Annotated in this window: 19 protein-coding genes and 2 tRNA genes; 9 read left to right on the top strand and 12 right to left on the bottom strand. The window is 74.3% G+C overall.

From position 1 onward, the window contains the following. Positions 1-7: 7 nt before the first annotated feature. Together ACFWW8_RS11595 and ACFWW8_RS11590 are read right to left on the bottom strand one after the other, a co-directional pair. Positions 8-886, bottom strand: coding sequence for a spermidine synthase (locus ACFWW8_RS11595; RefSeq protein WP_386526821.1), 879 nt, complete (start codon positions 884-886; stop codon positions 8-10). Between the two features lie 34 nt (positions 887-920). Further along, entirely contained in the window at positions 921-1,328 is a 408-nt protein-coding gene (locus ACFWW8_RS11590) for a hypothetical protein (protein WP_386526819.1), read from the bottom strand. A 284-nt stretch (positions 1,329-1,612) separates the two neighbouring features. On the opposite strand from ACFWW8_RS11590, the gene ACFWW8_RS11585 reads away from it, so the two are divergent. Next, a complete protein-coding gene (locus ACFWW8_RS11585; RefSeq protein ID WP_386526817.1) occupies positions 1,613-2,953 on the top strand; it encodes a tetratricopeptide repeat protein in 1,341 nt (446 codons plus the stop codon). A gap of 25 nt (positions 2,954-2,978) precedes the next feature. On the opposite strand, the gene ACFWW8_RS11580 is transcribed toward ACFWW8_RS11585, so the two are convergent. Next, positions 2,979-3,575 (bottom strand): histidine phosphatase family protein, encoded by a 597-nt coding sequence (locus ACFWW8_RS11580; protein WP_386526815.1) that lies wholly within the window; start codon positions 3,573-3,575, stop codon positions 2,979-2,981. A gap of 180 nt (positions 3,576-3,755) precedes the next feature. On the opposite strand from ACFWW8_RS11580, the gene ACFWW8_RS11575 reads away from it, so the two are divergent. From ACFWW8_RS11575 to ACFWW8_RS11550, 6 genes are all read left to right on the top strand, one after another. Continuing rightward, positions 3,756-4,949 carry a hypothetical protein gene (locus tag ACFWW8_RS11575; RefSeq protein WP_386526813.1) on the top strand — a complete coding sequence of 398 codons (1,194 nt, stop codon included), beginning with the start codon at positions 3,756-3,758 and terminating at the stop codon, positions 4,947-4,949. Continuing rightward, the gene (locus tag ACFWW8_RS11570; protein WP_386526810.1) at positions 4,946-6,523 is read left to right on the top strand and encodes a hypothetical protein; all 1,578 of its coding nucleotides are present in this window, start codon (positions 4,946-4,948) and stop codon (positions 6,521-6,523) included. The genes ACFWW8_RS11575 and ACFWW8_RS11570 overlap by 4 nt, the downstream gene beginning before the upstream one ends. After that, positions 6,520-7,851, top strand: coding sequence for an AAA domain-containing protein (locus ACFWW8_RS11565; protein WP_386526807.1), 1,332 nt, complete (start codon positions 6,520-6,522; stop codon positions 7,849-7,851). Before ACFWW8_RS11570 ends, ACFWW8_RS11565 begins: the two co-directional genes overlap by 4 nt. 537 nt (positions 7,852-8,388) lie before the next feature. Next, positions 8,389-8,736 (top strand): hypothetical protein, encoded by a 348-nt coding sequence (locus tag ACFWW8_RS11560; protein WP_386526805.1) that lies wholly within the window; start codon positions 8,389-8,391, stop codon positions 8,734-8,736. A gap of 129 nt (positions 8,737-8,865) precedes the next feature. After that, on the top strand, positions 8,866-9,477 hold the full coding sequence (locus tag ACFWW8_RS11555; RefSeq protein ID WP_386526802.1) for a bifunctional DNA primase/polymerase: 612 nt from the start codon (positions 8,866-8,868) through the stop codon (positions 9,475-9,477). Then, a tRNA-Lys gene (locus tag ACFWW8_RS11550) sits at positions 9,468-9,541 on the top strand. Before ACFWW8_RS11555 ends, ACFWW8_RS11550 begins: the two co-directional genes overlap by 10 nt. A gap of 64 nt (positions 9,542-9,605) precedes the next feature. Here ACFWW8_RS11550 and ACFWW8_RS11545 read toward each other — a convergent pair. Further along, complete coding sequence (locus ACFWW8_RS11545) at positions 9,606-10,841, bottom strand: M6 family metalloprotease domain-containing protein (protein WP_386526799.1); 1,236 nt, start codon at positions 10,839-10,841, stop codon at positions 9,606-9,608. Positions 10,842-11,187: 346 nt separating this feature from the next. Between ACFWW8_RS11545 and ACFWW8_RS11540 the strand changes: the two genes are divergently transcribed. Further along, positions 11,188-13,107 carry a putative bifunctional diguanylate cyclase/phosphodiesterase gene (locus ACFWW8_RS11540; RefSeq protein WP_386526797.1) on the top strand — a complete coding sequence of 640 codons (1,920 nt, stop codon included), beginning with the start codon at positions 11,188-11,190 and terminating at the stop codon, positions 13,105-13,107. 42 nt (positions 13,108-13,149) lie between these two features. On the opposite strand, the gene ACFWW8_RS11535 is transcribed toward ACFWW8_RS11540, so the two are convergent. The 4 genes from ACFWW8_RS11535 to ACFWW8_RS11520 all read right to left on the bottom strand — a co-directional run bounded on the left by ACFWW8_RS11535 (position 13,150) and on the right by ACFWW8_RS11520 (position 17,473). Beyond that, on the bottom strand, positions 13,150-13,410 hold the full coding sequence (locus ACFWW8_RS11535) for a DUF397 domain-containing protein (protein WP_386526795.1): 261 nt from the start codon (positions 13,408-13,410) through the stop codon (positions 13,150-13,152). Next, positions 13,370-14,218 (bottom strand): helix-turn-helix domain-containing protein, encoded by an 849-nt coding sequence (locus ACFWW8_RS11530; protein ID WP_386526793.1) that lies wholly within the window; start codon positions 14,216-14,218, stop codon positions 13,370-13,372. Before ACFWW8_RS11530 ends, ACFWW8_RS11535 begins: the two co-directional genes overlap by 41 nt. 167 nt (positions 14,219-14,385) lie before the next feature. Then, complete coding sequence (locus ACFWW8_RS11525; RefSeq protein ID WP_386526790.1) at positions 14,386-16,092, bottom strand: glycosyl hydrolase family 18 protein; 1,707 nt, start codon at positions 16,090-16,092, stop codon at positions 14,386-14,388. 253 nt (positions 16,093-16,345) lie between these two features. Next, positions 16,346-17,473 (bottom strand): LLM class flavin-dependent oxidoreductase, encoded by a 1,128-nt coding sequence (locus tag ACFWW8_RS11520; RefSeq protein ID WP_386526787.1) that lies wholly within the window; start codon positions 17,471-17,473, stop codon positions 16,346-16,348. 253 nt (positions 17,474-17,726) lie between these two features. On the opposite strand from ACFWW8_RS11520, the gene ACFWW8_RS11515 reads away from it, so the two are divergent. Next, positions 17,727-18,485, top strand: coding sequence for an IclR family transcriptional regulator (locus tag ACFWW8_RS11515; protein ID WP_386526786.1), 759 nt, complete (start codon positions 17,727-17,729; stop codon positions 18,483-18,485). Positions 18,486-18,577: 92 nt separating this feature from the next. Here the strand turns inward: ACFWW8_RS11515 and ACFWW8_RS11510 are convergent. The 4 genes from ACFWW8_RS11510 to ACFWW8_RS11495 form a co-directional block, all read right to left on the bottom strand. Then, positions 18,578-18,651: transfer RNA gene (locus ACFWW8_RS11510), tRNA-Lys, on the bottom strand. A gap of 179 nt (positions 18,652-18,830) precedes the next feature. After that, a complete protein-coding gene (locus ACFWW8_RS11505; RefSeq protein WP_386526784.1) occupies positions 18,831-20,540 on the bottom strand; it encodes an AMP-binding protein in 1,710 nt (569 codons plus the stop codon). Positions 20,541-20,566: 26 nt separating this feature from the next. Next, entirely contained in the window at positions 20,567-21,160 is a 594-nt protein-coding gene (locus tag ACFWW8_RS11500) for a lytic polysaccharide monooxygenase (RefSeq protein WP_386527052.1), read from the bottom strand. A gap of 214 nt (positions 21,161-21,374) precedes the next feature. Continuing rightward, on the bottom strand, positions 21,375-23,489 hold the full coding sequence (locus ACFWW8_RS11495) for an SPFH domain-containing protein (protein WP_386526782.1): 2,115 nt from the start codon (positions 23,487-23,489) through the stop codon (positions 21,375-21,377). Positions 23,490-23,791 lie beyond the last annotated feature (302 nt).

Raw genomic sequence — 23,791 nt, 5'->3', positions numbered from 1 at the left:
GATCGCCCTACCGGAACACCGACGGCGGCGGTTCCGGGGAGGCCACCGCGGAGGCGTCGCGTACTGGCGGGGCTCCGCCCGCGAAGTCCGCGAGGGCCCGCCCCTGCTCGACCCGTCCCGGGTGCGGATCGCTCGCCACCCGGCGGGTGAACTCCGCGACGGGCAGCTCCCGGTCACAGGCCACGAGCACGGCGTTGCCGAAGCGCTTCCCGCGCCACACCACCGGGTCGGCGGCCAGCGCGAGCTGTCCGAACCGGGATGCGGCCGTCGCGATCTGGCCCCGCAGGAACGCCAGCGGCGGACCGTCCGCGAGGTTCGCCACGTACCACCCGCCGGGCGCAAGGGCGCGGCGCACGTCGTCCAGGAACTCGGCGCTCGTCAGATGCGCCGGGGTCCGTGCGCCGCTGAACACGTCCGCGATCACCAGGTCCGCCCAGCCGTCCGGCACCTTGGCCAGCCCCGCCCGCGCGTCCGCCGAGCGGACCCGGATCCGCGCCTGCGGGTCCAGCGGCAGGTGTTTCCGTACGAAGGCCGTCAGGGCCGCGTCGATCTCCACGACCTGCTGGCCGGAGCGGGGGCGGGAGGCGGCCGTGTAGCGGGCGAGCGTGAAGGCGCCGCCGCCCAGGTGCACCACGTTCAGCGGCTGCCGGGCCGGCGCGCAGAGGTCGATGAGGTGGCCGATCCGGCGCTGGTAGGAGAAGTCCAGGTACCCGGGGTCGCCGAGGTCCACGTGGGACTGCGGGGCCCCGTCGATCAGCAGGGTCCAGCCGTCCGCGCGTTCGCGGTCGGGCTCCAGCCGGGCCAGGCCGCCGTCGACCTGCCCGACGACCGCCTCGCCGCCGCCGCGTCCGCGCTGCCTGCCCTTGCCCTTTTCCTTGCCTGCCACCCCACCATTGTGACGGGGCGGCGGACGGGCCCGCTCAGCGGCAGTTGTCCGCGGCCTCGATCAGCCGGGCCGCCTCGCCGAGCGCCGCGCGCAGCACCGCGGGATCGGTCACCGGGCCGACGGCCTCCGGGGGGAGCAGCCAGCCCGTGCCGCCCGCGGTGGGCGAGGCGGCCTCGCCGAAGCGCATCCCCCGGCCGTTGGTCTGCGTGCACGCGCTGCCCGGCAGGTCCCAGGCGTCGGCGGTGCCGGGCGGGACGAGGAAGCCGAGGGTGTCGCCCGAACCGTCGTGCAGGACCGGCCCGACCCCGTCGGCCCGGCAGGCGGCCCGGCGGATGATGTCGACCGCCTCCAGCCCCTGCCGGGTGGGCACGGTGACCAGGTCCGGCTCACCGGCCGGAACGGCACCGGGCCCGGGCGCGGTGTGCGTTCCAGTGCTCTCCATGCCGGCCTCCACCAAGGGAACCCCTCCTCGATCCGCGTACGAGCCGGGAGCGGGGAGTCGCCTCCCACTCCGCACGGGTTCAACGCACGGGAACGTCAACGGGTGCGGCGCCAAGACGCCGCAAAGGATGGCAGTTCATGGCGGATCACGGGTGAGATATCCGTTTTGTAGCCAAACATCGTGTGAACGACCCGTCACTGAGGGTACGTTCATGCGCGCCGGGCCACCCCCTCCACAGGCGGGGCGGGCGCGGCGCTGCGTCCCTCGCCAGAGAGGCCACGTCCATGGCGGCGTCCCCCCACTCCCCCAACTCCACGTTCCGGCGGCTGCGCGGACAGCGCTCCCCGGCCGAGTTCGCGGCCCTGGTGCGCCGGGCGGCGAAGGAGATCGGAGAAACGGTTTCCTGCGACGCCCGCTACATCGGCAGGGTCGAGTCCGGTGAGATCCGCTGTCCCAACTACGCGTACGAGCGGGTCTTCCTCCATCTGTTCCCCGGCCGCACCCTGGCCGACCTCGGCTTCCCGCCGCGCGAGGCCGTCCGGGGGCGCGCAGCGCACCGCGACCCCTTCTCCGCGAACGCCGCCGTCCCCGTCCCCGCCCACCACCGTCCCGGTCCCAGTCCCAAGGAGAGCGACGTGCTGCGTCGCGCGTTCATGGCGGGAGGCTCCGCGACCGTGGCGGCCGCCACCCTCGGTCTCACCCTGCTCGGCGACACCCGTCGCGTCCCCGCCCGCGCGGGCGAGTCCGAGGCCGCCGCCGTCGAGGACGCCGTACGGCAGATCCGGCTGCTGGACGACCGGCACGGCGCGGACGCCCTGTACCGCAGGGCCGCCGAACCCCTGCGCACCGCTTACGCGCTGCTCGACGCGGGGGCCGCCCGGCAGTCGACCGAGGACCGGCTGCACGCGGGCGCGGGCGAGCTGGCCGTCTCGGTCGGCTGGCTGGCCCACGACTCCGGCCGCTTCGACGACGCCCGCTCGCACTACGCGGAGGCCCTGGCGACGGCCCGGGTCTCGGGGGACGCGGGGCTGGAGGCGCACGCCTTCAGCAACATGGCGTTCCTGGCGCGGGACTGCGGCCGCTCCCGCGAGTCCGTACGGGCGGCCCAGGCGGGCCGGCGCGCGGCCCGTTCCCTGGGCTCCCCGCGGCTGCTGTCGCTGCTCGCGCTGCGCGAGGCGGGGGGCTGGGCCGGGCTGGCCGACCGCAAGGCCTGCGAGGAGGCGCTGGCCCGCGCCCACACGGAGTTCTCCCGGGGCGAGGGGGACACGGACCCCGAGTGGATGTCCTTCTTCGGCGAGGCCGAGCTGGAGTTCCTGGAGGCCCGCTGCTGGGCGGCGCTCGGGGAGTACGCACGCGCGGCCCGGCACGCCCGCCGGGCCGCCGACCTCCAGGACCCGCACTTCGCCCGGAACGTGGCCCTCTACACCGCCGAGCTGGCCGGCGACCTGGCCCGCGCGGGCGCCCCGGACGAAGCCGCCTGGGCGGGCGGCCGGGTGCTGGACCTGCTCGCCGAGGTGCAGTCGACGCGGATCCGGTCGATGCTCTCCGGGACCGCCCGGGCCCTGGTCCCGCACCAGCGCTCCCCTCGCGTCGGCACGTTCCTGACCCGGCACGCGGCGGTCTGAGTCCGGCGGCCGCGGGGGAACCGCGTCAGCCGTCCAGGTGCCCGGTGTCGTTCCAGCGCTCCAGCGCGGGGGCCCCGTACGCCCACCCGAGGACGGACAGCGAGGTGGGCTCCAGGCGGATGCGGGCGCCGAAGGAGGCCTCGAAGCCGAGCCAGCGGGCGGCGAGGGTGCGCAGGACGTGTCCGTGCGCGAAGACCAGGACGTCGCGCTCCGCGGAGCGCGCCCAGGCGACGACCTCGTCGGCGCGGGCGGCGACGTCGGCCACCGACTCGCCGCCCGGCGCCCCGTCGCGCCAGATCAGCCAGCCGGGGCGGACCGCCTGGATCTCGGCCGGGGTCATGCCCTCGTAGTCGCCGTAGTCCCACTCCATGAGCGCGTCCCACGGCTCGGCCCGGACGCCGAAGCCCGCGAGGTCGCAGCTCTCGCTCGCGCGCGCGAGCGGGCTGGTGCGGACCTCCAGGCCGCGCAGGCCCGCCCACGGGTCCCGGGCCAGCCGCTCGCCGAGCAGCTTCGCTCCGCGCCTGCCCTCCTCCAGCAGGGGCACGTCCGTGCGTCCGGTGTGCTTGCCGAGCTGGGACCACGCCGTCTGGCCGTGGCGGGCCAGCAGGATGCGGGGGGCCATGTGATTTCTCCCGGTATCTGAGAGTTCGCGCGTTTTACGGTGCTTCCGTCGCCCGACCATCATCCATCACTCGAACAGCGGGTCGCCCACCCCGTCCGCCCCACGGGCCACCGGCTCCCCCGGCCACCGGTTTCCGCCGTAAGTCCACGATTGTCAGTGGCGGATGGGACACTTCCGCCCGTGAGCTCCTACCCGCCCAGCGTCCCCCCGCAGAGCAGCGCGCAGCAGTCCCCGCGGCCGGCGGTCCCCCGGCCCGGGGCCCCCGAGCCCGCGGCCCCGCGCCCGACGACCCTGCGGCAGCGGCTCGCCGGCCTGCGCGGCCCCGCCGTGCCGCCCCGCCCGCTCGACGCCCGCGCGCTGGCGGCCCTCGCCGCCAACCCCGGCTGCGGCAGACGCGCCCTGCTCGACGGCGCCGGAGTGGACAAGACGGCGCTGGCCTCGGCACTCGGCTCCCCCGCCGCCTTCGGGCAGTCGCAGTTCGCCATCGTCCGCGGGAACTCCTTCGAGGCCAAGGTCAAGGGCGACGGCGGAGCCGCCCTGCTGCGGCTGGTCCACGAGCACCTGGGCGCCGGCGCCGAGCCGCCCGGGCCGGACGCCCGCGTCCCCGACCTCACCGCCGCCGGGCCCGAGGGCCGCGCCGCCCGTACCGCGCTGGCCCTGCGGGAGGCCACCGCCGCCGCGGCCTGGACGCTGCTCGACCACCCGATGCTGGCCCTGGAGGTGGCGGGCACCCCCGCCTACCTGGAGCCGGACGCCGTCGTGGTGCATCCCGACGGCCGCTGGACCGTCGTGGAGATCAAGTCGTTCCCGATGATCGACGGCGCCGCCGACGCCGCGAAGGTCGGCGCCGCGGCCCGGCAGTCCGCCGTGTACGTCCTCGCCCTGGAGAAGACCGCCGAGAAGCTGCCGGGCGCCGAGGCCGGGCACACGGTGCTGCTGGTCTGCCCGAAGGACTTCTCCAACCTGCCCACCGCGGCGCCGGTCGACGTCCGCCGCGAGCGGGCCGTCACCCGGCGCCAGCTGGACCGGCTGACGCGGGTCGAGGAGCTGGCCGGGGCCCTGCCCGAGGGGCTCACCTTCGACCCGGCGCGCACCGCCGAGGAGCTGGCCGAGGCCGTGGCCGCGGTGGGCGCCTCGTACGCCCCCGAGTGCCTGGCCGCCTGCGAGCTGGCCTTCCACTGCCGGGAGAAGGCGCGCGCCGCCGACGAGCTGACCTCGCTGGGCCGCTCCGTACGGGGTGAGCTGGGCGCGCTGACCACCGTCGAGGCGGCCCTCGCGGCGGCCCTCGGCGGCGGCCGCGCCGACGATCCCGCGTCGGCGGCGCTGCACCACGCGGCCCGGCTGCGCGCCGAGGCGCTGGAGAGCACCGGATGAGCCTGCTGAACACCCTCGCGCGGCTGCAGGCCGTCCGGGCGGGCCGGGCCCAGCCGCTCGCCACCGTCCGGCACCGGCACCTGGCCGAGGCTCCGCTGGTCCTCGTGCCGCTGACGACGGCCGGTGAGGCCGGGGCGCCGCTGGGCGCGCTGGTGGGCACCGATCCGGCGGAGCCGAGGCTGCTGGTCGTGCCCCAGCCGCGCGACCGGGACCTGCGCTGGGCCTTCCTGGCCGACCTCGCGGACGTGGTCCTGCCGTACGTGGACGCGTACGCCGACGACGTGGAGTTCGTGGAGCGCAGCGAGACCGACCCGGAGACGGGCCGCAAGACCAAGGTCGAGGCCGAGCTGTGCCGGGACGCTCCGCAGCTGATCGTGCCGAGCCGGGCCGGCGTGGAGTACGTACGGCTGCTGGGGCGCTCGATGCGGTTCCGGCGGACGGCCGAGGAGGATCCGGAGAACCCCTACCCGGCGCCCGCGCGGGTGCCGCTGCTGGGGCGCTGGTTCACGCACCTCGGCGAGCGCGCGCGGGTTCCGGGCTCCTCGATGCTGGTCTCGGCGACGGACCTGCTGTCCCGGCACTGGGCGAGCGGCCAGAGCAACCTGGAGGACCAGCACCTGGGCGCGCTGCTCGCCTGGATAGCGCCCCCGCGGGGCTCCTCGGGAGCGCAGGAGGCGCTGCGGGCGGAGCTCGGCCGCGACGGGGACGGGCAGTTGCTGGTCCCGCCCGCGGGCCCGGCCACCGACCCGGCGTTCGACAACCGGGTGCTGGCTCCGGCGATGGCCCGCTACGACGCGGCGCGCACGGCGCAGCCCCCGGACGGGGCGGCGCTCGCCCGCGCCGAGGAGCACGTACGGGCGCTGGTGGAGGCGCAGATGCGGCCCGCCTGGGACGCGGTGTGGCGCTCCGTGGAACTGCTGCGCGCGCTGCCGGCCGGGGAGCGCGCCGAGGAGCGCTGGACCCGCGACCGCTGGTCGTACACCGGCCACCGGGACCGCGTACGGGCCGGCGAGCCGCCGCAGCCGCGCCGCGACGACGCGGTGACGGCGGCTCAGAAGCTGGCCACCCGGGAGACCGAGCAGGTACGGCTCGACGCCCAGGAGGCGCTGGACGATCCGCTGGTGATGGCGGGCCGGCGCCTCGCGGGCGAGGCCTTCGCCGGCGAGGTCACCGAGGTGGTGATGGAATGGACGGAGACGAAACGGCCCAGTCCGCGCCCGCTGGTGATGGTGGCCACGGAGGACCGGCCGCAGCTCGCCGAGGAGGGCGGGACGAAGGTGTTCCGCTCGCTCGACGGACGCCCGCAGTCGGCGCGCTTCGTCCGGTTCGACGAGGACGGGCGGCTCGTGCTGCGGCTGCTGGACAAGATGGGCCGCGGCCGGGACCCGGAGCCGGGTTCGGTGCCGGAGAAGGGCGACCGGGTGTGCTGGACGCTGTTCGAGCACGACGCCCGCGGCGGCCCGAAGCTCCCGGACCCGGAGCGGACCCCGTGGACGCACGGCGGCCCGCCCGCACACCTGGCATCCCCGACCGCCCCCGCGCCCGACGCCGTGACCGACGAGGACCTCCTGTGACCGCTTTCGACCCGGGTGCGGCGGCCGCGCGGGCGACCGCCGCGATCCTCCACGACACGCTGCACGGGACCGAGCGGGGCGTCGTCGTCGACTCCCCGCCCGGCGCCGGCAAGTCCACGCTCGTGGTGCGGGCGGCGCGGGAGCTGGCCGCGGCCGGGCGCCGGCTGATGGTGGTCGCGCAGACGAACGCACAGGTCGACGACCTGGTGCTGCGGCTCGCCGAGAAGGACCCGGGCCTCAGGGTCGGCCGGCTGCACAGCAGTGACGGCGACGCGTACGATCCGGCGCTCCGCGAGCTGCCGTCCGTGACGCTCTCCGCCAAGCCCGGGGACCTCGCCGAGCTGCCGGTGACCGTCTCCACGGCGGCGAAGTGGGCGTACGTCAAGGACGCCGAGCCCTGGGAGCACGCGATCGTCGACGAGGCGTACCAGATGCGCTCCGACGCGCTGCTGGCCGTGGCCGGGCTGTTCGAGCGGGCCCTGTTCGTGGGCGACCCGGGGCAGCTGGACCCGTTCAGCGTCGTCGGTGCCGAGCAGTGGGCGGGTCTGTCGTACGACCCCTCCGCGTCGGCGGTCTCCACCCTGCTGGCCCACAATCCGCAGCTGCCGCAGCACCGGCTCCCCGTGTCCTGGCGGCTCCCGGCGACGGCCGCGCCGCTGGTCTCCCGGGCGTTCTACCCGTACACGCAGTTCCGCAGCGGTACGGGTCCGGGCGAGCGCACCCTCGCGTACGGGGTCCCCTCGGACGGCTCGGGCCCGGACCGGGTGCTGGACGAGGCGGCGGAGTCGGGCTGGGGCCTGCTGGAGCTCCCGGCGCGGCACACCCCGCGCACCGATCCGGAGGCGGTCCGGGCGGTGGCCGCGGTGGTCCGGCGCGCCCTGGACCGGGGGGCGGTGACCTCCGACGAGCACGGCCGGGGCCCGGCCCCGCTCACCGCCGACCGCGTCGCGGTGGGCACGGCGCACCGCGACCAGGCGGCCGCGGTGCGCTCGGCACTGGCCGGGCTCGGGGTCACGGGAGTCACCGTGGACACCGCGAACCGGCTTCAGGGCCGCGAGTACGACCTCACGGTGGTCCTCCACCCGCTGTCGGGACGCCCGGACGCGACGGCCTTCCACCTGGAGACGGGCCGGCTGTGCGTGCTGGCCTCCCGGCACCGGCACGCGTGCGTCGTGGTGGCCCGGGCGGGCATAGCGGAGCTGTTGGACGACCACCCCTCGACGGAGCCGGTACAGCTCGGGGTGACGGTGAAGTTCCCGGACGGCTGGGAGGCCAACCACTCGGTCCTGGCACACCTCGCCGAACACCGGGTGTCCTGGCGGCCCTGAGGACCGTCCCGTGATCCCCGGCGGGCGCGCGGCGTCAGCTACGGCGCCGGCCCCACGGGCGGCGCCCCGGCCGCCGAGATGCCGCTGCCCGTCCTCACCCGTCCGGGCATGCTCCCCGCCGCCCGTTCCCTCGCCGTTCCGGGGATCCCCGGCCTGATCGGACCCGAGGGCTTCCGCGCCCCGAGGGGCTCGCCGACGGGCTGGCCGGCGTGCTCGACGACGTGGCGGCGCCGGCCGCGGACCGCGCCGGGGAGCCCGCCACCGTGTGGCCCGGACCCCCCGGGCGCGCTACGCGGCTGACGGCCGGTCAGCACGGTCCCGGGGCCCGGTCGGGCCGGGACCGCGGCGCCCGCGGGGGCGCCGGCCGCTCACCTGCTCGACCCGTGCGCCACGGGACCGGCCGGGTTCCCCGTACGCCCCACATGCCGTACGGGCGTTCCCGCCGACCGCCGTCCGCAGCGGTGCACTCTTGCGCGGCGTTGGACAATGGACGGTGGCCCGGAAGCATTTCGCACGCGCAGCAGCTGGAGGACACGCATGGCAGAGCCCGAGCGGACCGAGCGGAGGCTGCGGCCCGCGCCGCTGCTCTTCGAGCCGTCGGACGCCGCCACGGACCCGGAGCACTTCTTCGATCTGGAGTCGATCGACGACCCGCGCGAGCTCCTGGTCCGAGCGACGGAACTGACACTGGCCTTCCGGGCGGCACAGGAGCGTGCGGTGGAGTTCCAGGCCGTGGCGGCGGCGCAGCTGGCGGACCCGCGGCGGTTCGACCGGCTCTCGCCGGCGACGATCGCCGAGCAGGCGGACTGGACCGAGGACTACGCCCGCAAGATGATCGAGTTCGGCGAGACCCTCCAGCGCGACGCCGGCCCCGAGGGCCCCTGACCGCGACGGGCGGCCGTGCGCGCGGCACCTGGCATATGCGGGGCGCAACATACCGCAGCACGGCCCGCCCTGTCCCCGATTCCGGTAACTCCCGGGAACCGGACCACTACGGCGGGTAGACCTGGATCCATGACGACCCTGACGACGGCATCCGGTTCCTCCGCCCTCGACGCCCGCGTCGCGCCCGCCACCCACGTCACCGCACAGGGCGCCGCCTGGCTCGCCTCCGCGTCCGCCTCCCCGCGGACCACCCTCGCGCTGTGGCTGGCGCGGCCGGGCGCGAGCGCCGTGCTCCCGTGCGGGACCGCCTTCGACGTCGTCAACGTCCCCGTCGTCCTCGGCCGCCGGGTGCTGGACCTGCTCTGGGACGAGGGCCCCGGCTGCGGGCCCGTCGCCGTGCACCGCGGCCGCCTGCTGCTGTTCGCCACTGCCGGCACCGCCCACCGGCTGCCCGCCCTGCTGGCGTGGGAGGAGTGGGGCGGCTCCCGTACGGCGCCGGTCCCCCTGTGCCACGGCCTGGGCGACGCGGTGACCGTGCCGCCGCTGGCCGCCGCGGCCGGGCCCTCGCGGTGGCTCGTGGCCCCCGGGACCCGGTCGCCGTGGCTGCCCGGCCCCGAGGCGCTGCTGTGGGCCTTCGTCCGCGCCGCCCGTGCCGCCGGGCCCACCACCGACCTGGGGATATCGATTTTTCCTTCCGCGGATCAGGATGCTAATGTCTCCGATGTCAGCAGGCGCCGCTAGCTCAGTTGGTTAGAGCAGCTGACTCTTAATCAGCGGGTCCGGGGTTCGAGTCCCTGGCGGCGCACAGACGGAAGAAGGCCTCCACGCGAGTGGGGGCCTTCTTCGTGTCCCGGTGCGGGCGGCGCCGCTCAGGTGGTGATCTTGACCGTGTAGGCGCCCGACTGGGTTCGGTCCGCCACCTCGATCGTGATCCGCTCACCGGGCACGGTGAACGTCTCGCCCACCTCCAGCGGCGCGTCCGCGAGCGGCGGGTACACCGAGCGGTCCCAGCAGGCCTCCGTCCGCGGGTGCCCGTCGATCACTTCGATCGGTCCGCCGCCCGACGCCGCCTCGTTGCGCACCCGGTAGACGAGGATCCCTTCCGTGCAGGTGTCCCCGTCGTTGCCGGAGGAGCCGCGCGCCTCCACGGCGATCGCGCTGCCGGCGCCGGTACGGATCACCGCGAGCCGGGTGCCGCCCGTGCCGCCGGCCGGCGGGGTCTGCGCGAGCGGCTGGAGCGTGTGCATCGAGGAACCGGACTGCACGCAGTCCACCTGGGAGGTCTCCAGCCAGCCCAGCTTCCACTTGTGCCAGGCGAAGAGGTCGGGCGCCATCCCGAACTGGCTGCCCATGACGTCCCAGTCCCCGACGTACGTGTCCCAGTCGCCCTTGCCGTCCGTCGGCCGGTGGTAGAGGTCGGGCAGGTCGAAGACGTGCCCCGTCTCGTGGGCGAGGACGTGGCGGTCCGGCGGGTGCCGCTCGAAGACGGTGACGATCCGGCGCAGGTCGGTACCGTCCGCGCGGATCGGGCGGTCGAAGTTGACGACCTTCGTGGCGTCGGAGTCCACCCCGGGCGCGTCCGGGTCGGCGACGAAGTACACGACGTCGTACCGCGAGAAGTCCACCCGGGCGTCGGCGGTGGCGACCGCGTCCCGGACGTAGGCCGCCCGGTCCTCGGGGGCCCAGTCGCGCTGTATGCCGTACGCGGTCGACGGCCGGGGCATCCGGGCCCACTGCCGCTGCGGGTGCGGGACGAGGCGGAAACGGCCGTACGAGGCGCGCTCGAAGAACTCGCTCGTCGCGGGGAAGTAGTCGCCGGTGACCTCCTGCGGGGTCACGGCGGGCCGGTGGTCGGGGAAGGAGAGGAAGACCATGACCGCGTCGAGGGTCCGCTCGGGGCGGGGGTAGGCGCCGTTCCAGCTGTCCAGGCCCAGGGAGTGGTGCGCCGCCGTACGGGTCAGCGCGCAGGGGCCGGCCCCGGGTTCGGCGACGGCGGGACCCGCGACGAGCGACATGGCGGCGAGCGCCGTCAGGGAGGTGAGCACGGCCCCGGTACTCCGGACGCGGGAGCGGTCCACTCCCCCGGGTGTCTGCTGTCGCGGCACATCGACCTCCGGTGGTGGATTGATCCCATCTCGTCCACCTTGAGGCGATTGTCTTACTAATGCCCTGTTCCGCTGCCCCACACGAGTGAGCGGTACGGCAACCCGGTGACCCCGGCACTTGACGCGTCCACCTACAGAACGTCACGATCGGTCATGTGGGATCAGCAGAGATCTCCGCGCGTTCAGAGCCGCACAGAAACGATCGCCCGACCTTTGGCCGACGATTCGTCATCACGGCGAACTACCCTGCTCCGCGCGGCGATGCCGCTGGATAGCCCCTCCCGTCAGCCTCTATGATCGGCACACTTTCCTGCACGGACACTCACGAGCACTGCGGGAGCCAACGGTGAGCGGAACCTCAGAGGGAACCGGTTCGGCGGCCGACAGCATCCGATCGGCCATCACGGAACGTCACCCCGTCCTACCGGCGGCCCAGTCGGCGCCGGCCACCCCGTCCGCTACGGATCCGTCGTCCCGCGCACGGTCCGAGCTGCGCGACTACCGGGCCGCCTTCAACGCGGCCCACCTCGCCATGGCCGTCGTGGACCGCGACGGCTTCGTCCTCACCGCCAACCAGGCCCTCGCCGGACTCCTGGGCACCGAGCCGCACGCCCTCACCCACCAGTGCGCCGCCGATCTGGTCGACCTGGCCGCCGAGGCCCGGACCTGGGCGGCCTACCAGGAGGTCCTCCGCGGCCGCCAGGCCCGGCTGCGCTGCACCCGCCGGCTCAAACACCCCGACGGGCACTCGCTGTGGACCGAGGTCACGCTGGGGCCCGTCCCGGGCACCGGGGACGTGCTGCTGTCCGTCGCCGACATCAGCGACCGGCGTGACCTCCAGGCCCGGCTGCGGCACCTCCAGATGCACGACCCGGTCACCCGGCTGCCCAACCGGGCCCTGTTCTTCGAGCGGCTCTCGACCGCCCTGGAGGTGTCCTCGTACGAACGCGGCGGCGGGACCGGCCGGATCGGGCTCTGCTACCTGGACCTCGACGGCTTCAAGGCGGTCAACGACACCCTCGGCCACAGAGTCGGCGACCGGCTGCTGGCCGCCGTCGCGGCCCGGCTGACCCAGTGCGCCGACCGGACCGGGTACGGGCGCACGGGCGGGCACCTGGTGGCACGCCTCGGCGGCGACGAGTTCGCCCTGCTGGTCGAGGACTCCACGGGCACCGAGCAGCTCGCGGACCTCGCGCGGAGCGTGCTGGCCGCCGTGCAGGAGCCCTTCGACCTGGCCGGGCAGCGACTGTCGGTCTCGGCGTCGATCGGCGTGGTGGAGCGGGCGGCCGCCGGGACCTCGGCGACCGGGCTGATGCAGGCCGCCGACACGACCCTGTACTGGGCGAAGGCGGACGGCAAGGCCCGCTGGACCCTCTTCGACCCGGAGCGCAACGCCCACCGCATGACCCGCCAGGCCCTGTCCTCGACGCTCCGGCCGGCCGTGGAGCGAGACGAATTCGCTCTTGAATACCAGCCGTTGGTGGACCTGGAGAGCGGCGCGGTGCGCGGGGTGGAGGCGCTGGTGCGCTGGAAACACCCGCAGTTCGGCACCCTGACGCCGAACCGGTTCATCGGCATCGCCGAAGAGGACGGCTCCATCGTGCAGTTGGGTCGGTGGGTGCTGCGCACCGCCTGCCGCCAGGCCCGGCGCTGGCAGCTCGACCATCCCAGCGACGCACCGGTCTTCGTGTCGGTCAACGTCGCGGTGCGCCAGGTGTGGGACTCCGACCTGGTGGGCGACGTCGCGGAGATCCTCGCCGAGACGGGGCTCGCCCCGCAGCTGCTCCAGCTGGAGCTGACCGAGTCGGCGGTGATGGGCTCCGCGGGCCGTCCGCTCCAGGCCCTCCAGGCGCTGAGCGACATGGGCGTGCGGATCGCGATCGACGACTTCGGCACCGGGTACTCGAACCTGGCCTACCTCAGCCGGCTGCCGGTCTCGGTCCTGAAGCTGGACGGTTCCTTCGTCCGCGGCTTCCGCTACGACGAGGGCGCGCACCCCAACCCGGCCGACGAGACCATCGTCGAGGCGCTGGTCCAGCTCGCGCACCGGCTGGGCCTGACGGTGACGGCGGAGTGCGTGGAGACCGCCGGGCAGGCGGCCCGGCTGCGCGGCGTGGGCTGCGACACCGGCCAGGGCTGGCTGTACTCGCGGGCCGTGCCGCCGGACGTGATCGCCCGCATGATCCGCCGCCAGGCCGCCGCCGAGGGCGCCCCCGCCTTCGCGGCCCCGGCCGCCGACGGACCCGCCCCGCACCCCCAGGTCTGAGGGGTACGGGGCGGGCCCGGCCGCGCCGGGCCGGGCGTACGGTCAGAGACTCCGGACGAACGCCCCGAACGCCTCCGGCGCCACGGTGAAGGCGGGCCCGTCGGGCCGCTTGGAGTCCCGCACGGCGACCCGGCAGGGTTGCGCGGCCACCTCGACACACTCACCGCCGGTGTTGCCGCTGTACGAGGCCTTGCGCCAGGCGGCGGGGCCGAGAGGGGCGCACTCGACGCAGTCGCCGCCAGTCCCGCCGCTGTAACTCGATTTACGCCACTGCGTGCTCGTCAGGTCCTGCATGGTTCCCATAACGTTCCTCCCGTACGCGGGCGATCAACGCCGCCGAGTCCTCCACGGAGAGCGCCGCGGCCTGCAAATGATCGTAGCGATGCGCACAGTCGCCGGCGGTCTCGGGATTCGCCGTCACATGGGCAGAGCCGTAGCTCTCGGCGTAGACGACATCCGGGTCACCTTCGAAACGAAGAACGTTGAACGCACCCACGGTGGCCGGGTGTTGTCCGGCGCTGAACGGGAGAACCTGAATTCCCACCTCACGGCGGTGCCGGAAATCCAGCAGCCGCTGCAATTGCTCCCGCATGATCCCGCGACTGCCAAAGGGGCGGTACAACACTGCCTCGTCCAGGATCACCCACACAAGCGGCGGACCCTCACGTTGCAGAATGCGCTGCCGTTCCATCCTCGCGGCTACCGCATCGTCGAGCTTCTCACCCCACCCCGCCTGGAGGACGGCTCGTGCGTACTCCTGGGTCTGGAGAAGCCCGTACACCAACTGCGGCTGGAACGAGGAGATGTGCGTCGCCCGCACCTCCATCTCCGCGTACGCCTGGAACCACGTCGGCAGCTGGCTGCGCAGCACCAGGCCCACCAGGCGGGAGAAGTGCCCGTCCGCGCCCAGCGCCGCGTCCAGCCGCTCCGAGAAGTCCCGGGTCGGGACCTTCCGGGCGGTCTCGATCTGGCCGATCAGCGAGCCCGTGCAGTAGATGATCTCGCCCAACTGGCCCTGTTTCAGCTTCGCGTCCTCCCTCAGCCTGCGCAGTTCGAAGCCGTAGTAGTCCAGCGGCGAGGCGCTGGGGTCGAGGTCGCGGATGTTGACCACGGGACGGTCACCCCCATGAGGACGCGGGTCGGATGCAGCCGTGGCCGAGCGTAGCGAGACCGGTACGCAGCGGTGTCGGGAATCCGGCAACCATGTGACACAGCTCCGCCCCGCACCCGGGGTCCGGGGGTGCGGGACGGAGTGTCGCTCGGCGCGGGGTGGGGGGATCAGCAGGCGCCGAGGTCCTTCCAGACACCCCATTCACCGGTGGTGCCGGGCACCTCGTTCTGCGTCCACCACTGGGCCTTGTACTTGCGGCCGTTGTGGGCGACCTCGGTGCCGCCGTTGTAGACGGTTCCCGCGACGTAGGCCGGGACGGAACCGCAGCCGGTGGCCGGCGGGGTCGTCGGCGGCGTCGTCGGGGGCGTCGTGGGCGGCGTGGTCGGAGGCGTCGTCGGCGGGGTGGTCGGCGGCACCGTGGTTCCGCCGAGGGCGTCCGAGATCTGGTTCAGCAGCGTGGTGTTGTTGTCCAGGCCGAGCAGCGAGTACATCATCGCGCCGGCCAGGCCGCGCTGCTTGCCGTAGTCGACCCGGGCCTGGATGGACTTCTGGTTCAGGCCGGTGAAGAACTCGCCGTCCTTGTAGAAGTACGAGGCCTTGGCCTGGTCGTCCCAGAAGGTGCTCGCCGGGTTGTCGACGATGCCGCCGAGCTCCTTGTAGTTCGCGATGCCGGCCTGCTGGCTCGTGGGCCGGGCGCCGGAGGCGCCGGTCGCGGACTGGGCGAGGCCGTTGTTCGCCCCTGCCGGGACGCCCTTCCAGCCGCGGTAGTAGAACTCGTAGCCCAGGGTCAGCTTGTTGGCGGGGAAGCCGCCGGTGATGCCGTAGGCCGGGTTGCCGTCGACCCAGGAGTCGATGGCGTTGTCGATGCTGTACTTCTGCGTGCCCGGGGCGATCGGGTCGGTCGGGTCACCGGCCGGGGAGTACAGCGGGGACTGGTGGTACGTCGGCCCGTCGCTGTCCCACGCGCCGTGCATGTCGTACGTCATGATGTTCGCGTAGTCGAGGTACGCGCCGATCTTGTCCGTCTCGATGTACTTGATCTTGTCCTGGCCGGCCGGGAGGGCCGAGGTCAGCAGGTACTTCTTGCCGCCGTTGGCCGCGCCGTGGGCGTCGAGCTGCTGGCGGAACTCCTTGAGCAGGAGCGTGAAGTTCTGCTTGTCCTCGGGGGCGTAGTGGTTGCCGAGGTGGCCGCCGGACGAGCCCGGGTACTCCCAGTCGATGTCGATGCCGTCGAAGATCCCGGCCGCCGCGCCGACGCCGCCGTAGCCGCCCTCGACCGGCAGGTTGCCCTTGATGTACTGGTCGATGCAGGAGGACACGAGCTTCTTGCGGGAGGCGTCGGTCTTCGCCGCGTCGCTGAAGTACTTCGAGTACGTCCAGCCACCGAGCGAGATGTTGATCTTCAGGTGGGGGTACTTGGCCTTCAGCTGCTTGAACTGGTTGAAGACGCCCACGATCGGCTGGTCCCACTTGTCGGCGACACCGCTGACGCTGTCGGCCGCGCTGAAGGACTTCTGGTAGTCGGCGTACGAGTCGCCCGCACCGTCACCGGCGTTGGGGTTGTTGTCGTCGCCCGCCGCCTTGTTCGCCTCGAAACAGGTGAGGTTGGTGGGGTGGATGTTGCCGAACGAGTAATTGATGACGTCCAGCTTGCCCGCTATGCCGCGGGTGTCGAGGTGCTTGGGATAGAAGGCGCTCCCGTACACGCTCCACTGGTCGTAGTAGGCGATGCGGACGCCGCCGGCCGCGGCTGCCGCCGCGGCGGGGGTCGCGTCGGCCGCCTGGGCGGTGCCGAGCCCCGCGAAGGAGGCCAGCGCTCCGGCGGCCAGTGCTGCCGTGGCGGCGGCGGCGATGAGGGGTTTACGGATGTGCATGAACTGCCCCCGGGGGGTGGGAGGTAAGAGCAAGAAGTTCAGGTGGGAGATTGATAGCGATCACCGGAGGCCCGAGTCAATGGTTTGGACCAAACAAGGACTAGACCACTCCCCGCACAAACCCCCTCGTCAGAGACCTGAGCGCACATCAGAAACCGCTCGCCACCTAGGGTGACGAGCGGCTTAAGGCTGGCTTGAGCCATCCCTCGGCAAGGTTTTGGCAACAAACCAGCCAAACTCCGTTTGTGTACGGTCAGCGCCCCTCGGGGGCCTCCACCGGCAGGCCGTACGCATCTGCGATGAGCCCGTACGAGCGCAACCGCACCGGGCCGCCATGGGCGTTGGCGGTCAGCATCAGCTCGTCGGCGCCGGTCCGCTCGACCAGGTCGTCGAGTCCGCCGCGGACCTCGTCCGGCGTGCCGTGGACGATGTCCACGAGCCGCGCCTCGACGAACTCCCGCTCCAGCGGGGAGTACGGGTACGCGGCGGCCTCCTGCGGCGTCGGGATCAGCCCGGGCCGCCCGCTGCGCAGCCGGAGCATCGACAGGGCCCCGGTGAGCACCTCGGCGCGGGCCTCCGCCGCGGTGTCGGCGGCGAGCGCGGCGACCCCGATGACGGCGTACGGGGCGTCGAGCACCGCCGAGGGCCGGAAGCTCTGCCGGTACAGGTCGAGGGCGGGCAGGGTGCCGGCCGCCGAGAAGTGGTGGGCGTAGGCGAAGGGCAGGCCGAGCTCGCCGGCGAGGCGGGCGCTGAAGCCGGAGGAGCCGAGCAGCCAGATCGGCGGCCGTCCGGCGGGCCCCTGGACAGGTCCGGGCACGGCGTGCACGCGGGCGTAGGGGTGGCCGTCGGGGAAGTCGTCGTCGAGGAAGCGGATGAGCTCGGAGAGGCTGCGGGGGAACTCGTCGGCGGCTTCGTCCAGCCGCCCGGCGCCGCGCAGCGCGGCCGCGGTCCGCGGATCGGTGCCGGGGGCCCGGCCGAGCCCGAGGTCGATCCGCCCGGGCGCGAGCGCCTCCAGGGTGCCGAACTGTTCGGCGACGGCGAGCGGGGCGTGGTTGGGCAGCATGACGCCGCCCGAACCGAGCCGGATGCGGGAGGTGTGCGCGGCGAGGTGGGCGAGGATCACGGCCGGTGAGGAGCTGGCGACCCCCGGCATCGAGTGGTGCTCGGCGACCCAGTGGCGGTGGTACCCGCGAGATTCGGCCAGCCGGGCGATCTCCACACTGGTGCGCAGGGCCTCGCGGGCCGTGCTGCCCGCGCCCACGGTGACGAGGTCCAGTACGGACAGCGGCACGGGCGCCTGCCCTTGTGCGGCCCCGCGGATCCCGTCGCGGAGGCCGCCTCGGCCACCCTCGGACCGGCCGGCGTCCCCGGTGTCACTCATCGTCGCTCCTGTCTCGCTTTTCACGTCCGTACGACATCCGTACGACAGACGTACCAAGGACGTGAACCCCGGGCGCCGCCCGGGCATTCCCGGCTCACCGGGGCAGGGGTCATGACCCAGGCATATGCCAGCGGACTAGACACAGGCGGGACGGCGTGATTGAGCCATCAATCTCTCCAACAGCCGCTCCACAGCCGCCCCTTGGTGGTTACTGTGTTAGGGCAAGCGGTAACAACCTGCTAGGGGGAAAACCGTGGCGCTGAAGCCCGAGCCGACCGCGCCGTTCCACTCGGCGCAGTACGCACTGCGCGTACTCGAAGCGATCGCACGGCACGCCGGTGGCGTGACCGACGTGCAGATCGCGCGTGAGACCGGCCTGCCCGCAGTACATCTCGCCCCGATGCTGCTCATGCTGCGCCGGGAGGGGTACGTCGTGCAGGTCGCCGACGGCGCCTATGCCATAGGGGACTCCCTCGTCCTCCTCGGCTCCGGCGCCGACCGCCAGCAGGCCCTGTCGGACAAGCTCCAGGACACCCTGGACCAGCTCCGCGACTCGGTCGGCGCGGCCGTCTACATCAGCCGGTACGTGGACGGCGAGGTCCGGATCACGCAGTTCGCGGACAGCCCCCGCACCCCGAAGGTGCACGAGTGGGTCGACTTCCGCTCCGCCGCGCACGCCAGCGCGGTCGGCAAGTGCCTGCTGACGCAGCTCGACCTGGACGGGCGCCGCGACCACCTGTCCCGGCACAAGATCGCCCGGCTCACGTCGAAGACGATCGTGAACGAGCGGATCCTGTTCTCCAAGCTGGACGCGCAGCCGGCCACCGTGCCCATGCTCGACCTGCAGGAGTACGCCGTGGGCACCGTCTGCGCGGCGGTCCCGATCACGGCCGGGAACGCGGTGGGCTGCCTGGCGCTGTCGATGCCGGTGGAGCACGCGCACCGGCTGCGGGCCGCGGCCGAGGCGCTGAACCGGAAGGCCGCGCCGTTGCTGCTGTCGCTCACGCTGTGAGCGGTGCGTGGCGGATGGGCCGCGGGGCCCGGTAAGGGGCGGAAAACACTTCGGGCGGTTCCCGGTGAACCGGAAACCGCCCGAAGGACAGGTGCGCCGCCAGGGACTCGAACCCCGGACCCGCTGATTAAGAGTCAGCTGCTCTAACCAACTGAGCTAGCGGCGCCTGCTGACAGAGAAAATACTACCCGGTCGTGCGGGGTGCTCAAAACCATGAGCCGGGGGGCCGCCCGCGGGCCGGTTTCACGCTGCGCGGGGCCTGCCCCTGCCCGCCCTTCCGCCGTTCCCCGGGGCTCCGCCCCGGACCCCGCGCCTCAAACGCCGGCGGGGCTGGATCCGCCCGACCTAAGGGTGGAGGAGGTGGGTGCGGTTCTGGGTCTCGTACTTCGCCAGGAGTGCTGCCAGGGCCGGGGCGTCCAGGGGGCGGTACGCGCCGTCGGGGGTGCGGTGCCAGACCGGGTCCGGGTGGCCCGGGGGGCCGTCCGGGGGTGGCTGCGGGAGGAAGCCGGCGCGGCGGAGGGCGACCCGGTGGACCTTGTTCGTGGCGGTGACCGGCATCGCCGGGACCACTCGCACGTAGCGCGGCGGCATCTTGGTACCCAGGTCCGGCTGCGCGGCCAGGAACTCCGCGAAGGCGTCCGGCGCGAACTCCGCGCCCTCGTTCAGGGCCAGCGCCGCCATCACCTGGTCCCCCGACACCTCGTCCGGCACGGCGTAGACGGCGACCGCCGCCGCCCGCGGCCACCGGGCCAGGATGCTCTCGATCACTGCCGCCGCCAGGTTCTCGCTGTCGACCCGGAGCCGGTCGTCCGTACGTCCCGCGAAGTAGAGGAAGCCCGCCGCGTCGCGGAAGAAGAGGTCCCCCGTCCAGTACCAGCCGTCCCGGGTCCGGGCGGCTTCCGCGCCGGGGTTGCGCCAGTAGCCCTCGAAGAGGCTGCGGCCCCGGTTGACCAGCTCGCCGATGGCCTCGTCGCCGTTCAGGAGGCGGCCGTCCCCGTCGAAGACCGCCGGCGGGCAGGTGCGGCCCGTCTCCGGGTCGATCACCGCCAGGTCGTCGCCCGCGCCCGCCCGGCCCAGGGCTCCCGGCGGGGTGTCCGGGGTGCGCTGGACGGAGGCCCCGCCCTCGGTGGCCCCGTACCCCTCCACCAGCCGGACCCCGAAGCGCTCGGTGAAGCGGTCCGCGTCCACCGCCCCGGCCTCGGTGCCGAAGCCGAGCCGCAGGGTGTGCTCGCGGTCGTCGGGTCGCGGTGCGGTGGCGAGGAGGTACTGGACGGCCCGGCCGACGTACGTGAAGTACGTCGCCCCGTACGCCCGGACGTCCTCCAGGAAGGCCGAGGCCGAGAAGCGGCGGCGCAGCGCCACGGACGCGTCCCCGGCCAGGGCCGGCAGCCAGTCGGCGATGACCGCGTTGCCGTGGAAGAGCGGCATGCAGACGTAGTGGACGTCGTCCGGCGTGACGGCGAACCGGCGGGCCAGCGCCGACCCGGCGGCGGCCAGCCGGCCCTGCGTGCAGATGGCGGCCTTGGGGGCGCCGGTGGAGCCGGAGGTGAAGTAGAGGAGCAGCCGGGAGGCGGGTCCGGGGGTGCCCAGCGTCGCCTCGCCGGGCTTGGCGGCCGCGTACGGGGCGAGCAGGGCCTCGTACTCCTCGGTGCCGGTGACGAGGAGGCGGACGCCGGGCAGGTCGAGGCCGCGCAGCAGCGGCAGGTGGGCGCGCTCGGTCACCAGCAGGCGGCAGTCGGTGTGCAGGATGTCGCGCGCGAGCTCGGGACCGCGCCGGGTCGGGTTGATCCCGGCGACGGCGGCCCCCGCGAGGGCCGCCGCGCCGAGCCAGAACGGGAACTCGGGGGTGTTGTCGAGCAGCACCCCCAGGTGCGGTTCGGCCTCCGGCGGCAGGAGGTCGACGAGGAGCGCGGCGCGCGCGGCGGATTCCTGGGCGGTCCGGTGCCGGGTGAGGACGCGGCGCACGCCGTCCTCGTACAGCAGCCCGGGCCGGTGGTCGCCCCATTGGCGCGCTATGAGCTCCGCGACGGTTTCGGGTGCAGTCGACGTCCGCATGCCGCCGGAGAGTAGCTGACGCTACGTCAGAATTGAACGTCGGAGCAGGAGTAGAAGGCCATCGGTGTGTCGTTGACCGTCCAGACCGCGAGGATCATGTGGCGACCCGACTTGCCGCTCGGCATGGCCCCCTGGTGGACGGTGGTCATGGAGGGCCGGGCGCCGTTGTAGGCGACGGTGAGGAAGGGCTGGGGGTCGAGGGACGCGCGGGTGAGGGGCTTGGTGGGGTCCCACCCGTTCTTGGTGGCGTAGTACTTGAAGTCGGTGGTCGAGTGGTTGGCGGTGAACTGCCACCGGAAGGAGTAGCCCTGTCCGCTGGTCACACGGGTGGTGGGCCAGGTGCCGCCGCGCTGGTCGTCGAGCTCGGAGAACTGGGCGTTGCCGCCGGCGCATATCTTGCCGTCGGCGGGGCCGGCGGCCGGGAAGCCCTTGAAGCCCTCGACGCTCTGCGGCTCCCACTGGATGGCTCCGCAGTTGGACACGGTCTTGTTGGCACAGAGCTTCTGGCGGCTGATGGCGGTGTCGGTGTAGCCGTGGCTGCTCGCGCTGGGGGCGCTGAGCAGGGTGATCCCGGCGACGAGACCGAGGCCGAGCGCGGCGGCGCCGGCCCGTCCGGGCATGCGGAAGTGACGCATGATGCTCCTTGAACGTGGGGGGAGTTCGGCGAGAGCGTGCGCACGCGTGGGGATGAAGTGACGGGCCCTTGATCGCCGTACGGATTTCAGGTCTAGACCAACTCCCAGATTATTGACGAGAGTTGTCCGTGTCCATACCAAAGGGGGAACGGGTGGTCCGGTCCAACCGGCCACCCGTTCCCCATCGCTGCGGAATCCGCTATTCCGACCGGCCCGTGTAGAAGGCGACCGTGAGGTCCTTCACGAGGGCCTTGCGCTCGTAGTCGTCCAGTTCGACGATCCCGCGCGAGGTCAGCCGGTGGACGGTGTCGTCCACCGCGTCCACGACCGAGGTCAGTACGGAGTCGCGGTGCTTGGCGTCGATCGCCGCGACCCGGCGGCGGCGCATCGCCTCGGCGACCTCGGGGGCGTACTCGATCCTCGTCGGCTGGGCCGAGAACACCTCGACGCCGACGGCCTCGGTCTCCGCCGCCAGCATCCGGGTCAGCGCGTCACCGACGGCCTCGGCGTCGCGCAGGGTCGGGGCGGCCTCGTGGAAGGCGTCGGCCGGGAGCTGGGACAGAACGCGGGCCATGGCCGACTCGACCTGTTCGGCGAGGTATTCGGTGTGGTCGGCGACGGCGAGCGTGGCGCGGGCCGTGTCCTTGACCTGCCAGACGACCTGGACGACGACCTGGAGGGCGAGGCCGCCCGAGTCCACGGCGGGCATCGGGTCGCTGCGCCAGTGGCGCAGCCGCACGTCGACCCGGCGGCGCAGCAGGAGCGGGCTGACCCAGGTCAGACCGGTACGCCGGACCGTGCCCCGGTAGCGGCCGAAGAGGGTGAGCACCCAGGCGTGGCCGGTCCGGGCGCGGCCGAGGCCGCCGAGCGCGAGGAGCGCGACGACGCCGAGGAAGGCGAGCGGCGGCCAGTGGGTGGCGCGCAGCCCCTCATAGGCGCGGGGGGTCGCGCCGAACGCCGCCACCAGGGACGCCGGGACGACCCCGGCCCGCCAGAGCACGGCGACGCATCCGGCGAGGGCCAGGCCGCCGACGGCCACGCCGATCCAGCCGGGCAGCACCGGTCCGCGGTGCTCCCGGAGCCGGTCGTCGCCCCGGGGGACGCGGCGGCCGGGGGCGGGGCGCACCGGTGCCGACGCCGTGCCGGGCGCGGGCCGGGCCCGGGCGGGCCGGTCCGGGTCCGCGGCGGGGGGCCTGGGGCCGGCGCGGAACGGCAGGCGGAGCGGTACCTCGGTGGCCGCCGTGCCGCGGAACGGCGCGGCGGGGGCGACGCGGGGCAGGTCCTGGGTGTCGTCCTCCTCCCGCTCCATCCCCCGGGCCACGGCCTGGGCGACGATCTCGGCCACCCCGGGCCCCGGCACGCCGGAGTGCGGGGGGCGGGGGTCGGCGGCCGTGCCGGACTCCGGGTCGGCGGTCGGGCCGGACTCCGGGTCGGTCGCCGTGCCGGCCTCCAGGGCGGCGGCCGTGCCGACGGCCGCTTCGGTGACCGGGTCGGCGCCGTCGTGGGGCGTCTCGGGTTCCGGGCGCGGGCGGGGGTGGGGGTGCGGGTCGGGGTCCGGGGCAGCGAGCGGCTCGGCCTCGGGCTCGGTGCGTACGCGGGCGGCGGGGACCGGGGCCTCGGCGGGGGCCTCCCGCTCCTCGGCACCGTCGCGCGGGCCCGTGAGCACCGCGCCCGGGTGCTCGTACGGCGGCGCGGACGCGGGCTCCGGCGCCTCGGCGGCCGGGCTGGGGCGGGTGTGCGGCAGCGCGGAGACGGCCCCGGCCCGGCGGGCGGCCGGGGTTTCCTGGCGCGCGGGACCGGTCTCCGGGGCGGCTCCGGCGGGCCCGAACGGCGCCACCGGCCCGGGCTCGCGCACCGCCGCGGCCTCCGCCGGGCGGGAGTGCGACACCTCGGCGTCCGGCACCGGCGACCAGGGCCAGGGTTCCACCGGGCGGGCGTACGGCGCGGCCGCCGGGACCTGCTCCCCCGCCGAGGGGGCGGCCACCAGGACCGCATCGGCCCGCGCCGCCGGTACGGCGTCCGCCGGGACCGGAGCGGGCGCCGGCTCCGGGCGACCGTACGGCGCGGCCGGGGCCGCCGGGCGTTCCGCCCCCGCCGGGGCGGAAGCGCTCAGGACCAGCGGCTCGGCCGCCGACCCCTCGGCCCGAGCCGCGGGCGCCGACGCGGGTGCGGGCGCCGGGGCGGGACGGGCGTACGGCTCGAACGGGATCGCTTCGGCCCGGCCCGTCCGCTCCCGCGGGGCGGCACCCGGCGCGGCCGGGACCTGCGGCTCGGCCGTCGGGCCGCCGGGCAGGCGGGCGGGAGCCGCCTCCACCGGGACCGGAACCGAAGCCGAACCAGTGAGAGCCGACGCCGGGACCGCGGAGAACGGGACCCGGACCGGCTCCGCGGCAAGGACCCGAGCCGAATCCGGAGCGGAAACCGGAGCCGCGTACGGCGCGTACGGCGCAGAAGCCGGGCTCGGCGCGGGAGCCGGTCCCGGCGCCGAAGCCGCGTACGGCGCGGAAGCCGCGTACGGCGCGGAAGCCGGGCTCGGCGCGGAAGCCAGGCTCGGCGCGGAAGCCGCGTACGGCGCGGGAGCCGGGCGCGGCGCCGCCGGGGAGGCCTCGGTCCAGG

Origin of the sequence: Streptomyces sp. NPDC058701, from assembly GCF_042715295.1 — a bacterium.
GTDB lineage: Bacteria > Actinomycetota > Actinomycetes > Streptomycetales > Streptomycetaceae > Streptomyces.
The sequence above is the reverse complement of the archived record's forward strand: the minus strand, read 5'-3'. Positions and strand labels throughout refer to the sequence as shown.

Excerpts from the sequence above, each read along its gene's own strand:
- ACFWW8_RS11590 (WP_386526819.1), bottom strand. The coding sequence starts at position 1,328 with ATGGAGAGCACTGGAACGCACACCGCGCCCGGGCCCGGTGCCGTTCCG.
- ACFWW8_RS11585 (WP_386526817.1), top strand. The coding sequence starts at position 1,613 with ATGGCGGCGTCCCCCCACTCCCCCAACTCCACGTTCCGGCGGCTGCGC.
- ACFWW8_RS11580 (WP_386526815.1), bottom strand. The coding sequence starts at position 3,575 with ATGGCCCCCCGCATCCTGCTGGCCCGCCACGGCCAGACGGCGTGGTCC.
- ACFWW8_RS11570 (WP_386526810.1), top strand. The coding sequence starts at position 4,946 with ATGAGCCTGCTGAACACCCTCGCGCGGCTGCAGGCCGTCCGGGCGGGC.
- ACFWW8_RS11560 (WP_386526805.1), top strand. The coding sequence starts at position 8,389 with ATGGCAGAGCCCGAGCGGACCGAGCGGAGGCTGCGGCCCGCGCCGCTG.
- ACFWW8_RS11555 (WP_386526802.1), top strand. The coding sequence starts at position 8,866 with ATGACGACCCTGACGACGGCATCCGGTTCCTCCGCCCTCGACGCCCGC.
- ACFWW8_RS11535 (WP_386526795.1), bottom strand. The coding sequence starts at position 13,410 with ATGGGAACCATGCAGGACCTGACGAGCACGCAGTGGCGTAAATCGAGT.
- ACFWW8_RS11525 (WP_386526790.1), bottom strand. The coding sequence starts at position 16,092 with ATGCACATCCGTAAACCCCTCATCGCCGCCGCCGCCACGGCAGCACTG.
- ACFWW8_RS11520 (WP_386526787.1), bottom strand. The coding sequence starts at position 17,473 with ATGAGTGACACCGGGGACGCCGGCCGGTCCGAGGGTGGCCGAGGCGGC.
- ACFWW8_RS11505 (WP_386526784.1), bottom strand. The coding sequence starts at position 20,540 with ATGCGGACGTCGACTGCACCCGAAACCGTCGCGGAGCTCATAGCGCGC.
- ACFWW8_RS11500 (WP_386527052.1), bottom strand. The coding sequence starts at position 21,160 with ATGCCCGGACGGGCCGGCGCCGCCGCGCTCGGCCTCGGTCTCGTCGCC.